This window comes from Enterobacter sp. AG326 (assembly GCF_004362415.1).
GTDB classification, from domain to species: domain Bacteria; phylum Pseudomonadota; class Gammaproteobacteria; order Enterobacterales; family Enterobacteriaceae; genus Enterobacter; species Enterobacter asburiae.
In genome coordinates this window covers 356,631-369,877 of record NZ_SNXG01000002.1, presented here as the reverse complement: position 1 = coordinate 369,877, position 13,247 = coordinate 356,631, and the positions used below count along the sequence as shown (strand labels likewise).

Here is a 13,247-nt window from a genome sequence, read left to right as displayed (position 1 = left end):
TGAAAAATTCTTTAAAGAAAGGTTAAAAGCAGCAGAAAAAATGGCCTTCTGCAGCCGCTATGGCAGCGACTGCGCAAAAGTCAGACAGGCTTAGTGAAGAAAATTGGGAGATGCATCATTATTCTCTGCATCATCTTCCGCGCTATACAGCAGATGGTGTGCATTGGCTTCCATCATGACCATGGAAATTTGCTCTTCACTCAAGCGCATAAACCAGGAGAACTGCTTGAACGACAGCCCGGCACCGGAGAATAAAGACTGGCAAACGACCAGTTTTGGCAGATTATCATCCTGTATGTCGAGAAATGCTTTCACCGTCAAAGAACTGGCGTTGATCGCCGACAGGTCGGAGGCCAGCGCCAGCAGCGCGGACGGCTTCACTTCGGCCAGCGCGGAGAAAAGGATCACGTCGTTAATGAGATCGATTTTGGCATCGAAAATGCCGTCGAAATTCTGCATATGAGGCAGATGCAGCGCCTGACAGGAATCGCATTCGAAGAACGTAATTCCGGCATCATCAAGCCATTGACGTAATGTATCCAGTGTAGGTACGACCTGTAAATCCATCGCTGTGCAGCCTCTTAAATAAAAACTTTGCATAGATTACGCAAAAAGTGCGTTCAATACCATTTAACCGCCCGTTTTCAGACAGTAGCCCGGCGTGGCATGACGCTCGATCCATGCGATCATTTTACCCGCAATATCGACACCTGTGGTTTTTTCCACGCCTTCCAGCCCCGGCGATGCGTTCACCTCCATGACCAGCGGCCCGCGCGTCGCCCGCAGAAGGTCTACGCCCGCCACGTCCAGCCCCAGGGTTTGCGCCGCTTTCACGGCAATTTCCCGTTCGCGATCGCTAATATCGGCTACCCGCGCCACGCCGCCGCGGTGAAGGTTAGAGCGGAAATCGCCCTCTTTCGCCTGGCGCTCAATGGCCGCCACCACTTCATTGCCGACCACGAAGCAGCGGATATCGCGCCCTTTCGCCTCTTCGATGTACTCCTGCACCAGGATGTGCGCATTGAGGCCCCGAAAGGCGTCAATGACGCTCTCCGCCGCCTGACGCGTTTCCGCCAGCACCACGCCAATGCCCTGCGTGCCTTCCACCAGCTTAATCACCAAAGGCGCGCCGCCCACCATATCGATAAGATCGCTGGTGTCGTCCGGTGAATGGGCAATCCCCGTGACGGGAAGATCGATCCCCTGACGGGCGAGGAGCTGCAGCGAGCGCAGCTTGTCGCGGGCGCGCGAAATAGCAACGGATTCGTTGAGCGGATAGCTGCCCAGCATCTCGAACTGGCGCAGCGCGGCGGTGCCGTAATAGGTGATCTGGGAGCCGATGCGCGGGATCACCGCATCAAAGTGCGGCAGCTTGCGGCCTTTGTAGTGAATCGACGAGGCGGCCGGGTCGATGTTCATATAGCAGGACATCGGGTCGAGGATCTCAACCTGATGCCCGCGTTTCGCCGCCGCCTCACGCAGGCGTTTACATGAATAGAGCGTTCCATCCCGGGACAATATGGCAATTTTCACCCTGCACCTCTCTGAAGACATGGAAAAAGCCTGCGTATCATATACGCAGGCAGTCGCAGGCGGAATGGACTATCGCGTCGCCCAGCCCTGTTTGTGGAGGTAATCAAGAATAAACGGGCGATTTTCTTTAATGATGGTGCGACGAATATGGTCAGTCCAGGTATCGCGACGGTTATTGCTGCCGCGCGTCAGGTAGTAGTTCGCCAGCTCTTCATCATATTGATTCAGGACGTCCTGATCGACCGGCTGGTAGTGGTTTTCGTGCACCAGCATGGCGGCAGGAATGCGCGGCTTCAGATCCGGGTTATCCGCAGGCCAGCCGAGGCACAGGCCGAACAGCGGCAGGACGTGTTTTGGCAGCTTCAGCAGCTCGGTCACGCTTTCGATGTTGTTACGCAGGCCGCCGATGTAGACACCTCCTAACCCAAGCGACTCCGCCGCCGTAAAGGCGTTTTGCGCCATCAGCGCGGTATCCACCACGCCCAGCAGCAGCTGTTCGGCCAGCCCCAGCTCCGCCTCTGGGCAGATCTGCAGGTGGCGGTTAAAGTCGGCGCAGAACACCCAGAACTCCGCGGCCTGGGCCACATGCTTCTGCCCGCCGGTCAGCGTGACCAGCTGTTCACGCATGGTCGGGTCGGTGATGCGGATAATCGAGCTGCACTGCAGGAAACTGGAACTGGAGGTCGCCCTGGCGCTGTTAATAATCGCTTCGCGCTGCGCCTCGGTAATCGGCTCATCGGTGAAGTGGCGAATGGAACGGTGGGATGTGAGCAGGTCTATGGTTGGCGTCATCTTGTCTCTCTTTGTCTTGCTTAAACCGTATGGCAGCCAGTATAGGCAATGATTTGCGCGGTGTAATTGGCGAAACATAGCCTTACTGTATCAAAGCGACAGGCGAAACCTTCTTTAATGGCGGCAGGTTATCGGGCACTATATGTCCTATTCGCCGTCAGGCTTGTTTTTTGAGGAGAGAGAAATGTTTGCAGTAATTTTTGGTCGTCCAGGGTGCCCTTACTGTGTTCGCGCGAAAGAGCTGGCTGAGAAACTGACCGAAGAGCGCGATGACTTCAACTTCCGCTACGTGGATATCCACGCGGAAGGCATCACGAAAGCGGATCTCGAAAAAACCGTTGGTAAGCCGGTTGAAACCGTACCGCAGATCTTCCTCGATCAGAAACACATCGGCGGCTGCACTGACTTTGAAGCTTACGCCAAAGAGCATCTGGGCCTGTTTGCCGCTCAGTAATGCGAAGACGCCCTCACCCTGAGGGCGTTTTTAATTGTGGTGCCGTCGATGCTTAATCAGACTGCACACAAACAAATAGCACAGCGCGCCAAGGGCGCACCAGAAGACACCGCTCAGCAACCACGCCAGCTCCTGCCAGAAACTTCGCGTTGATACATACAGCATGCGCATCAGCAGCAGACACAGCGGTGCCGCCAGCATTGCGCCAATAAGCGGCTTGACCACCTCCCCTTTACGGGAAAGAAAACTGGCAGCGGCCCCCGGCAGGGTAAAAAAGAGCAGCCCCAGCTCCGGATGTCCGGCAGCCCTGAATGCCCCTTTCACATTAAAAGCGAGCGACATGCACACGACGGTAAACAGCAAAAAGCAGCTGATCACCCCCGCCCAGTTTCGTTTAATGCTCAAACTATCCTCCTGACTTATCTCTATCAAATACACCTTCGTCGGGTAGACGCCCAGTCAGATAAAGCAGTGCGGCAATCCTTGCCAAAGTACGCACAGGGTGATGCGATAATAGGTAGCTGTCAGTAGCTAATGCGATTAAACTACACGCCAGCTAATGTTTTAGGGAATAAAGCAGGAAACAGGGAGCGTTAACGCCTTTCCCTGACCCAGAAAACAGTAGCCCAAATAGTCCTTTCATTCAACAACTTACTGGTAAACAAGAAGTTAGCCTCCGTGAATATAAACGTCGCAGACTTGTTAAATGGGAATTACATCCTGTTATTATTTGTGGTACTGGCGCTGGGCCTTTGCCTGGGTAAATTGCGCCTGGGTTCAGTTCAACTTGGTAATTCCATTGGCGTTTTAGTCGTCTCCTTATTATTAGGCCAGCAGCACTTCAGCATTAACACGGACGCGCTCAACTTAGGCTTTATGCTGTTTATTTTTTGTGTTGGCGTGGAAGCAGGACCGAACTTTTTTTCAATTTTCTTCCGCGACGGCAAAAATTATCTGATGCTGGCGCTGGTGATGGTCGGCAGCGCGCTGCTGATCGCGTTAGGGCTGGGTAAACTGTTTGGCTGGGATATCGGGTTAACGGCCGGTATGCTGGCAGGCTCCATGACCTCCACCCCCGTGCTGGTGGGTGCCGGTGATACTCTTCGCCATTCCGGCATGGCCGGCGCGCAGCTCTCTACCGCCCTCGACCACCTGAGCCTCGGCTATGCCCTGACCTATCTGATTGGTCTGGTGAGCCTGATCGTTGGCGCGCGCTACCTACCAAAACTTCAGCATCAGGATCTGCAGACCAGCGCCCAGCAAATCGCCCGCGAGCGCGGTCTCGATACCGATTCCAAACGTAAAGTCTATCTCCCGGTGATCCGCGCCTATCGCGTCGGGCCAGAGCTGGTGGCATGGGCTGACGGCAAAAACCTGCGCGAGCTGGGGATTTACCGCCAGACGGGCTGCTATATCGAACGTATCCGCCGCAACGGCATTCTGGCGAACCCGGACGGCGACGCGGTGCTGCAGATGGGCGACGACATCGCGCTGGTGGGTTACCCGGATGCCCACGCCCGTCTCGACCCGAGCTTCCGTAACGGCAAAGAGGTGTTCGACCGCGACCTGCTCGACATGCGTATCGTCACCGAAGAGATCGTGGTGAAAAACCATAACGCCGTGGGCCGCCGTCTGGCGCAGCTGAAGCTGACCGACCACGGCTGCTTCCTCAACCGCGTGATCCGCAGCCAGATTGAGATGCCTATCGACGATAATGTCGTGCTCAACAAAGGCGACGTTCTGCAGGTCAGCGGCGACGCGCGTCGCGTGAAAACCGTTGCCGACCGCATCGGCTTTATCTCCATTCACAGCCAGGTCACCGACCTGCTGGCCTTCTGCGCCTTCTTTATAGTCGGCCTGATGATCGGGATGATCACCTTCCAGTTCAGCAACTTTAGCTTCGGCATCGGTAACGCCGCCGGGCTGCTGTTTGCCGGGATCATGCTGGGCTTCCTGCGAGCGAACCACCCGACCTTCGGCTACATTCCGCAGGGTGCGCTGAACATGGTGAAAGAGTTCGGTCTGATGGTCTTTATGGCAGGCGTCGGCTTAAGCGCGGGCAGCGGTATCGGCCACAGCCTGGGCGCCGTCGGCTGGCAGATGCTGGTTTCCGGACTTATCGTTAGCCTGGTGCCAGTGGTGATCTGCTTCCTGTTCGGCGCCTACGTGCTGCGCATGAACCGCGCCCTGCTCTTTGGGGCAATGATGGGCGCGCGTACCTGTGCGCCTGCGATGGAAATCATCAGCGACACCGCGCGCAGCAACATCCCGGCGCTGGGGTATGCAGGCACGTACGCTATCGCTAACGTACTGCTTACGCTGGCGGGTACGCTGATCGTTATCATCTGGCCGGGACTCGGATAACTCCTAAGTTTGCGCGCGGGGAAAATTATTTTCGTTACGCGCAGAACTTTTTTATCAGGGGGCAGTCATAACTAGTGCCACTGCTTTTCTTTGATGTCCCCAATTTGTGGAGCCCATCAACCCCGCCGTTTTGGTTCAAGGTTGATGGGTTTTTTGTTGCCTGAAATTCCCCTTCCTCTAATCTCACCTTCTCTCTTGCCATCAAAACATATATGATTAAACATATATAAAATTACACCTACAGGAACTCCCATGCTCCACCCGCTCCAGCTCTTCAAAACCCTCTCCGATGAAACGCGGCTCGCCATCGTCATGCTGCTCCGTGAAGCGGGGGAGCTGTGCGTTTGCGATCTCTGTTCCGCGACCACCGAGTCGCAGCCGAAGGTCTCCCGCCACATGGCGCTGCTGCGTGAGTCCGGGCTGGTTATCGACCGCCGCGAAGGGAAATGGGTCCATTATCGTCTCTCTCCCAACATGCCTGCCTGGGCGGCAACCGTTATCGACACCAGCTGGAACTGTCTGCGGGAAGAGACGCGCATGAAGCTAAAAAACTGGGTTCCGGGCTCATGCTGATTAAAACACATTCATAAAAACAGATATAACGGAGTAAGCGATGTTTCTGGCAGGGGCTATTTTTCTGTTTACGCTGGTACTGGTCATCTGGCAGCCCAAAGGGCTCAGTATCGGCTGGAGCGCGACCATTGGCGCCGTGCTGGCGCTGGCCAGCGGCGTGATTCACATTAACGATATACCTGTGGTGTGGAATATCGTCTGGAACGCCACGGCAACGTTCATCGCCGTCATCATCATCAGCCTGCTGCTGGATGAGTCCGGCTTTTTCGAGTGGGCGGCGCTGCACGTTGCCCGCTGGGGGAACGGTCGTGGGCGATTGCTGTTTACGTATATCGTGCTGCTGGGCGCAGCCGTGGCGGCGCTGTTTGCCAATGACGGTGCGGCGCTGATCCTGACGCCTATCGTCATCGCCATGCTGCTGGCGCTGGGGTTCAGCGAGCAGGCCACGCTGGCGTTTGTGATGGCGGCGGGCTTTATCGCCGATACCGCCAGCCTGCCGCTGATTGTGTCCAACCTGGTCAACATCGTGTCGGCAGACTTCTTTAAGCTGGGGTTCAGCGAATACGCCTCGGTGATGTTCCCGGTAGATATCGCCGCCATTGCCGCAACGCTGGTGATGCTACATCTCTTCTTCCGCAAGGAAATTCCCCCGAAATATGACCTTGCAAAACTTCGCGAGCCCGCGCGGGCCATTCACGACCTCCCGACGTTCAGAACGGGCTGGATCGTCCTGCTGCTTCTGCTCGCCGGTTTCTTCGTACTTGAACCTCTCGGCATTCCGGTCAGCGCCATCGCGACCGTCGGCGCGCTGATTTTATTCGCTGTCGCAAAACGCGGACATGCGATAAATACCGGAAAAGTGCTGCGCGGCGCACCGTGGCAGATCGTTATCTTCTCGCTGGGGATGTATCTGGTGGTGTATGGCCTGCGCAATGCCGGGCTGACGGAATATCTCTCCGGCGTACTGAACAGCCTGGCCGGACACGGGCTGTGGGCCACCACGCTGGGAACCGGATTCATCACCGCGTTTCTGTCATCCATAATGAACAATATGCCCACGGTGCTGATTGGCGCGCTCTCCATCGAGGGCAGTACGGCGACAGGTTTGATCAAGGAAGCAATGATTTACGCCAACGTGATTGGCTGCGACCTGGGGCCGAAAATCACGCCTATCGGTAGCCTCGCCACCCTGCTCTGGCTCCACGTGCTGGCGCAGAAAAACATGACGATCACCTGGGGCTACTATTTCCGGACGGGCATCATCATGACGCTGCCGGTCCTGTTTGTGACGCTCGCCGCGCTGGCGCTACGTCTCTCCTTCACACTGTAATGAGCCATTGATATGAGCCACATCACCATTTACCACAACCCCGCCTGCGGCACGTCGCGCAACACGCTGGAGATGATCCGCAACAGCGGCACGGAGCCAGAGATTATCCTCTATCTGGAAACCCCGCCGTCGCGCGATGAGCTGACCACCCTGATTGCCGATATGGGCATTTCGGTGCGGGACCTGCTGCGTAAAAACGTGGAGCCCTATGAACAGCTCGGCCTTGCCGACGATAAGTTCACCGACGACCAGCTTATCGATTTTATGCTGCAATACCCGATCCTGATTAATCGTCCGATCGTGGTGACGGCGCTGGGTACCCGTCTGTGCCGCCCTTCAGAAGTCGTCCTCGACATCCTGCCGGATGCGCAGAAAGGGGCGTTTACGAAAGAGGATGGCGAAGCCGTGGTGGACGCCAGCGGAAAAAAAATCTCGCCAAAGTAACCCGTTGATAATGGCGCAGTAAGGCCTGCCAGCCGCATCCCCCACCCGCCGGACAGGTTGCATCAGCCGAAACCCGGCACATACTTCTGAGGATTAATCCTGGTGAGGGTATGCAGGTATGGGCTTGAAAAACAAAACCGCCGTCATCTTCGGAGGCAGCGGCGCCATCGGCAGCTCAGCGGCGCACGCACTGGCGCGTGAAGGGGCGGATGTGTACCTCGCCGCGCGTGACCACGTCAGGCTGGAGCAGGTCGCCAGCCGTATTCGCGCCGCCGGAGGGTCTGCCAGCACCTTTATGTTCGATGCGCTCGATGATTCCTCGCAGCTCCCGGACCTTGCCCGCATTGATGTCGTCGTCAATGCCACGGGCTTTATGCACGATCAGGGTAAACGACTTGAGGCGTTAACGCTCGGCGAGTTCAGGCAGGGTTTCGACCCCTTCCTGGCCGCGTACTTTAACATTGCAAAAGCCGCGTCGCCCCGCATGGGCGGCGAGCATGGCGGGACCATAATTACCGTCGTCGCCCCCGCCGCCAACATGACAATAGCGGGCCACCTCGGGCATATCGTCGGCTGCGCGGGAACGGAAGCCTTGACCCGGGCGCTTGCGGCTGAGCTGGGGACACACAATATTCGCGTGCTGTGCGTGCGTTCACACGCGATAGCCGACGCGGTGCAGGCGGGTTCGTATGTGGGGACCATTTTCGCCTCCAGGGCGAAGGCGATGGGGATTACGGTTGAGCAGTTTCTCGGCGGTGCCGCGCAAAGCACCCTGACGCATCGTCTGCCGACGCTGGCACAGGTGGCAGACACGATTACGTTTCTGGCCTCAGATGCGGCAGGCGCTATGACGGGAACCACCGTCAATATGACCGCGGGCGCAACCTAGCGGCCGCCCTCGCCCGCAATCCTGCCCACCATCGCCCGGATCTCTTCGCGGGTTAACGGCGCCCGGTCGGTGACATAGTGAAGCGTCATCCCTTCGATAAACGCGTCCAGCGCGCGGGTGGTGACCGGGTCGAACCACTGCTCCAGCGTGGTCTGGCTCATCTTCATCCAGTCCTGCATCACCGTTTTGAGCGCCGCGCTGCGGTGCATAAAGGCGTAGAGCTGATACATCAGCGCCATGTTGTGCGGCGTGGTCACCTGCGAGCTGTGGATCAGCGTGGTGATAGATTCGCACGCCATTTCCGGCCCGGTAACGCCGGCGAAGAAATCCCGGTACTGCTGCGACATCTGCCGGGTAAACCACGTGAAGGCCTCCTCCAGCAGCGGCTCCATGCCGTCGAAATAGTAGGTCATCGACCCAAGCGGCACGCCCGCGCAGGTGGCGATTTTACGGTGCGTGACGGCGTGAATACCGTGCTCGGCGATAGTATCGAGCGTTGCCTGCAGGATCTTCTCCCGGCGATGCGGATCGTTCGGTGGTCTGCTCATAAATTCCTCACGTGGTTTGTGTACAAATGTACACAAACTTGCTAGTGTTGTCGCTATTGTTGTACTTCTGGTGCTACCCCAATGACGCTGACCTCTCCCCGTAAAGCCCTGCAGCGACGCCTGTGGGCGCTGTTTATGTTCTTCTTCATTCCCGGCCTGCTGATGGCCTCCTGGGCCACGCGCACCCCCGCTATTCGCGATATTTTGTCCGTTTCTACCGCTGAGATGGGCATCGTGCTGTTCGGCCTGTCGATAGGCTCCATGAGCGGCATTCTCTGCTCCGCGTGGCTGGTTAAGCGCTTCGGTACTCGGGCGGTGATCCGCACCACCATGTGCTTTGCCGTGTTCGGGATGGGGATACTGAGCGTGGCGCTGTGGTTTGCCTCGCCGGTGCTGTTCGCCCTGGGCCTGACGGTATTCGGCGGCAGCTTCGGTTCGGCTGAAGTTGCCATCAACGTTGAAGGGGCGGCGGTCGAACGTGAGATGAACAAAACCGTGCTGCCGATGATGCACGGTTTTTACAGCCTCGGCACGCTGGCCGGCGCGGGCGTGGGGATGGCGCTGACGGCCACCGGCGTAAGCGCGAATCTGCATATCCTGCTGGCGGCGCTGGTGTGCATCATTCCGATCCTGACCGGCATCCGGGCGATCCCGGACGGCACCGGTAAGAACTCCGCTGACGAACAGCACTCGGCTGAAAAAGGGCTGCCCTTCTACCGCGACTTCCAGCTGATGCTGATCGGCGTGGTGGTGCTGGCGATGGCGTTCGCCGAAGGTTCCGCCAACGACTGGCTGCCGCTGCTGATGGTCGACGGTCACGGCTTTAGCCCGACCTCCGGCTCGCTGATTTACGCCGGGTTTACGCTGGGGATGACCGTCGGGCGCTTCACCGGCGGCTGGTTTATCGACCGCTACAGCCGCGTGGCTGTGGTGCGCACCAGCGCCCTGCTGGGCGGCCTGGGTATTGCGATGATCATCTTTGTGGATGTGGACTGGATTGCCGGCGTCTCGGTGATCCTCTGGGGACTGGGCGCGTCGCTCGGCTTCCCGCTGACCATTTCAGCCGCCAGCGATACCGGCCCGGATGCCCCGACGCGCGTCAGCGTGGTGGCAACCACGGGCTATCTCGCCTTCCTGGTCGGGCCGCCGCTGCTCGGCTTCCTCGGCGAGCACTACGGGCTGCGCAGCGCCATGCTGGTGGTGTTAGGGTTGGTCATCATCGCGGCGCTGGTGGCGCGCGCGGTGGCAAAGCCAGAAACGAATCAAACGACACTGGAGAAGGGATATGAGCGTTAAACTGATCGCCGTCGACATGGATGGTACTTTTCTGAGCGATGCCAAGACCTATAATCGCCCGCGCTTTCTGGCGCAGTATGCCCGCATGAAGGCGCAAGGCATACGCTTCGTGGTCGCCAGCGGCAACCAGTATTACCAGCTGATCTCCTTTTTCCCGGAGATTGCGCATGAGATTGCGTTCGTCGCCGAAAACGGCGGCTGGGTCGTGAGCGAAGGTGAGGATGTCTTTAACGGCGAACTGTCGAAAGCCCATTTCGAGACCGTCGCGAACGTCTTAAACGACGTTCCAGGCATTGAGATCATCGCCTGCGGGAAAAGCAGCGCGTACACGCTGAAATGCTATGACGAGGGCTTTAAGGATATCGCGGCGAAGTATTACCACCGCCTCGAAATGGTCAGCGATTTCGACAATCTGAACGATATTTTCTTTAAGTTCGGGCTTAACGTGTCTGACGATGAAATTCCGCGTATTCAGGCGCTGCTGCATGAAAAGCTGAGTGACATCATGGTCCCCGTCACCACCGGCCACGGCAGTATCGACCTGATCATCCCCGGCGTGCACAAAGCTAACGGTCTGCGGATCCTGCAAAAGCGCTGGGGCATTGACGATAGCGAAGTGGTGGCCTTCGGCGACAGCGGCAACGACGTGGAGATGCTGCGCCAGTCCGGGTTTAGCTTTGCGATGGCGAATGCCAGATCGCATATTAAAGCGGCCGCGCGTTTTGAAGCGCCACATAATAACGATGAAGGCGTTTTAGACGTGATTGAGAAGGTGCTGAAAGGGGAAGCGCCGTTTAATTGATACCGTGCGGTTTGATGCCCTCACCCTAGCCCTCTCCCACAGGGAGAGGGGACTGTTCCGTGCTCGCCAACAGGGAGAGGGAATAAGAATTAAGGTTGCAGGGCGTTTCCGACGCGCTTGTCTTTCAGGAACACCACCATCAGGCCAACCCACAGCACGCCGTTGGCGAGGTTGAACAGGCTGAACAGCCCGTTGCCGCCCATCGCGTAGGCATGCTTGCTCACCTCGATACCGACGGTAAAAATCAGCATCTGCAGCATCCCCATCGCTGCTGAGACAGTGCCTTTACTCATCTCGCTGGCAAACAGCGTCAGGCGCACCAGCCCGGCGTTGGCCACGCCAATTCCGAAGGCATAGAGGCTCAGCCCCGCCGTCATCCACAGATAGGCGTGGGATGACGCGACGGTCGCCACCGCAGCCAGAATCAGCCCTGCCGCAATCGGCCAGCCGCCCATGATAATCAGGGAACGCACGGTCCGGCGTGACGTCAAACGTGCCAGCACCAGGTTACCGATAATCAGCGCGCCAAAGATCGGCACCTGCAGCAGGCCATACTCATAGCTGCTGAGCTTTTCACCGCTGATGATAATGACCGGCGACTGCGCGATCCACGCCAGCAGCGGCAGGCTAACGAACCCGGTCGCCAGCGCGCCCGCCACAAAGCGGCCATTCTTCAGCACCTCTTTGTAATCCCGACCCAGCTCTTTCAGCGAGAGTTTCTCGCCGATGCGGGTGGCCGTTTCCGGCATCGCACGGTGCAGGCCAAAGAACGAGAAGGCGGCGAGAAGCGCAAAGAGCACAAACATCCCTTCCCACGGCGCAACGTGCACCCACGCGGCCCCCACCAGCGGCCCGAGTAAGGGGGCGATCAGCGCCACGTTCGCCATCAGCGCGGTAATTTTGATGCACACCGCCTCTTCAAACGACTCCTGAATGGCGGCATACCCCACGGCGCCGATAAAGCACAGGCTCACCCCCTGCAGGAAGCGCAGCAGGGTAAATTGTTCAATGTTTTGCGCCAGCAGCGTGGCGAGACAGGTGACGATAAACCACACCACGCCCGTGAGCATCACCGGACGACGGCCAATACGATCCGACAGCGGGCCTAACAGCCACTGTAAAAACATGCCGCCGGCCAGATAGGCGGTCATGGAGGTCGGCACCCACTCAATACCCGCGTTGTACTGCGCCACAACGGCCAGCATACCGGGCTGGATCATATCGTTGCCGATATAGGTAGAGAATTCGTAGAGCACCAGACACAGAGGGAAAAGCAACGCCTGACGACCCAGACGTGAACCAGAAGAAGAACGGTTTAACATGCAATCTCTTTATAATGACAAAATCGCGACGAGTTTAATGAAATGCCGCAGCCCGAGATAGTGATTTATCGAGGATAAACAGAAATAAAGCACATATCGTCTTCGTTTAAGGTTTCCTTAAGTTGACAGTTTTATGATAGCCCGATTACTCGTCAACGATCCCAAATTATGGCACTCACCTCCAGCCGTTCAGAATTGTCTAACTTACAGACAAATAAGACAAAACGACTTTACCGCTTGCCGGGCCGCTTTTATGGTTATCAGCTTTTCGTACTGATCGCCCTTGCCGTGCTTTTCACGTGGCTATCGCGCAATGAAGCGCTCGACAGGTGGATCACCGGCTTTTGGTATGACGCGGCAACGCAGACCTTTCCGCTGCAGAAAGATCATCTGCTGGATCTGCTGAACCACCGCCTGGCGAAGTACATTGCCATCGCCTTAGGCGCCGTGGCGCTGTTTTACGGCGCCTACAAGCGTAACGCAAGGCTGGTCACGGCGGCGCTGCTGATGGGCGTTGGCGCGCTGGTGGTGGGCGTGCTGAAAAGCGTGAGCCATCACAGCTGCCCGTGGGATCTGGTGGAATATGGCGGTAAGGCTATGTCTTATCCCCTGTTCAGCGCCGTCCCTGCTGACAGCGGTCCGGGGCGCTGTTTCCCCGGCGGTCATGCCTCCAGCGGCTTTATGGTGATGGGGCTGTTTTTTGCCTTCTGGCGCGAGCGTCCGCGTCTCGCCTGGTGCTTCGTCGCGCTGGGCGTGGTGTTAGGTCTGGCGATGGGCTATGGCCAGGTCATGCGCGGGGCGCATTTTTTCTCTCACAACCTGTGGGCCGGGTGGTGGGTCTGGTTTTCCCAGGTGGTTGTCTACGGACTCATTTCCACCCGGTTTGCTAAAGAGTGATAA

At 57.6% G+C, this 13,247-nt stretch carries 15 protein-coding genes; 9 read left to right on the top strand and 6 right to left on the bottom strand.

All coding sequences use genetic code 11. The features are described from left to right. Positions 1-90: 90 nt before the first annotated feature. From DFO52_RS08750 to nfsA, 3 genes are all read right to left on the bottom strand, one after another. Entirely contained in the window at positions 91-567 is a 477-nt protein-coding gene (locus tag DFO52_RS08750) for a YbjN domain-containing protein (protein WP_014169308.1), read from the bottom strand. Between the two features lie 63 nt (positions 568-630). Continuing rightward, entirely contained in the window at positions 631-1,533 is a 903-nt protein-coding gene (gene rimK / locus DFO52_RS08745) for a 30S ribosomal protein S6--L-glutamate ligase (RefSeq protein WP_029739445.1), read from the bottom strand. A gap of 69 nt (positions 1,534-1,602) precedes the next feature. After that, a complete protein-coding gene (gene nfsA / locus DFO52_RS08740) occupies positions 1,603-2,325 on the bottom strand; it encodes a nitroreductase NfsA (protein ID WP_047648227.1) in 723 nt (240 codons plus the stop codon). A 184-nt stretch (positions 2,326-2,509) separates the two neighbouring features. Between nfsA and DFO52_RS08735 the strand changes: the two genes are divergently transcribed. Further along, positions 2,510-2,779 (top strand): GrxA family glutaredoxin, encoded by a 270-nt coding sequence (locus DFO52_RS08735; RefSeq protein WP_006809455.1) that lies wholly within the window; start codon positions 2,510-2,512, stop codon positions 2,777-2,779. 30 nt (positions 2,780-2,809) lie between these two features. Here DFO52_RS08735 and DFO52_RS08730 read toward each other — a convergent pair whose 3' ends face one another. After that, complete coding sequence (locus DFO52_RS08730) at positions 2,810-3,184, bottom strand: inner membrane protein YbjM (protein ID WP_133550144.1); 375 nt, start codon at positions 3,182-3,184, stop codon at positions 2,810-2,812. A 273-nt stretch (positions 3,185-3,457) separates the two neighbouring features. On the opposite strand from DFO52_RS08730, the gene DFO52_RS08725 reads away from it, so the two are divergent. The 5 genes from DFO52_RS08725 (at position 3,458) to DFO52_RS08705 (ending at position 8,379) form a co-directional block, all read left to right on the top strand. Beyond that, positions 3,458-5,143, top strand: a complete 1,686-nt coding sequence (locus DFO52_RS08725) for an aspartate:alanine antiporter (protein WP_029739442.1) — start codon at positions 3,458-3,460, stop codon at positions 5,141-5,143. Positions 5,144-5,395: 252 nt separating this feature from the next. After that, the gene (locus tag DFO52_RS08720) at positions 5,396-5,716 is read left to right on the top strand and encodes a metalloregulator ArsR/SmtB family transcription factor (protein WP_133550142.1); all 321 of its coding nucleotides are present in this window, start codon (positions 5,396-5,398) and stop codon (positions 5,714-5,716) included. A gap of 40 nt (positions 5,717-5,756) precedes the next feature. Beyond that, positions 5,757-7,046, top strand: coding sequence for an arsenic transporter (locus DFO52_RS08715; protein WP_133550140.1), 1,290 nt, complete (start codon positions 5,757-5,759; stop codon positions 7,044-7,046). Positions 7,047-7,058: 12 nt separating this feature from the next. Further along, entirely contained in the window at positions 7,059-7,490 is a 432-nt protein-coding gene (gene arsC, locus DFO52_RS08710; RefSeq protein WP_133550138.1) for a glutaredoxin-dependent arsenate reductase, read from the top strand. Between the two features lie 118 nt (positions 7,491-7,608). Beyond that, a complete protein-coding gene (locus tag DFO52_RS08705) occupies positions 7,609-8,379 on the top strand; it encodes an SDR family oxidoreductase (RefSeq protein ID WP_133550136.1) in 771 nt (256 codons plus the stop codon). Here DFO52_RS08705 and DFO52_RS08700 read toward each other — a convergent pair. Then, positions 8,376-8,927 (bottom strand): TetR family transcriptional regulator, encoded by a 552-nt coding sequence (locus tag DFO52_RS08700; protein WP_033145035.1) that lies wholly within the window; start codon positions 8,925-8,927, stop codon positions 8,376-8,378. The genes DFO52_RS08705 and DFO52_RS08700 overlap by 4 nt on opposite strands. Positions 8,928-9,008: 81 nt before the next feature. On the opposite strand from DFO52_RS08700, the gene DFO52_RS08695 reads away from it, so the two are divergent. Continuing rightward, positions 9,009-10,223, top strand: coding sequence for an MFS transporter (locus tag DFO52_RS08695; RefSeq protein WP_133550134.1), 1,215 nt, complete (start codon positions 9,009-9,011; stop codon positions 10,221-10,223). Then, on the top strand, positions 10,213-11,025 hold the full coding sequence (locus DFO52_RS08690) for a Cof-type HAD-IIB family hydrolase (RefSeq protein ID WP_133550132.1): 813 nt from the start codon (positions 10,213-10,215) through the stop codon (positions 11,023-11,025). The genes DFO52_RS08695 and DFO52_RS08690 overlap by 11 nt, the downstream gene beginning before the upstream one ends. 89 nt (positions 11,026-11,114) lie before the next feature. Here the strand turns inward: DFO52_RS08690 and DFO52_RS08685 are convergent, their stop codons facing one another. Then, positions 11,115-12,347 carry an MFS transporter gene (locus DFO52_RS08685; protein ID WP_133550129.1) on the bottom strand — a complete coding sequence of 411 codons (1,233 nt, stop codon included), beginning with the start codon at positions 12,345-12,347 and terminating at the stop codon, positions 11,115-11,117. Between the two features lie 168 nt (positions 12,348-12,515). On the opposite strand from DFO52_RS08685, the gene DFO52_RS08680 reads away from it, so the two are divergent. Then, complete coding sequence (locus DFO52_RS08680) at positions 12,516-13,244, top strand: phosphatase PAP2 family protein (RefSeq protein ID WP_133550127.1); 729 nt, start codon at positions 12,516-12,518, stop codon at positions 13,242-13,244. The last annotated feature ends 3 nt before the right edge of the window (positions 13,245-13,247 follow it).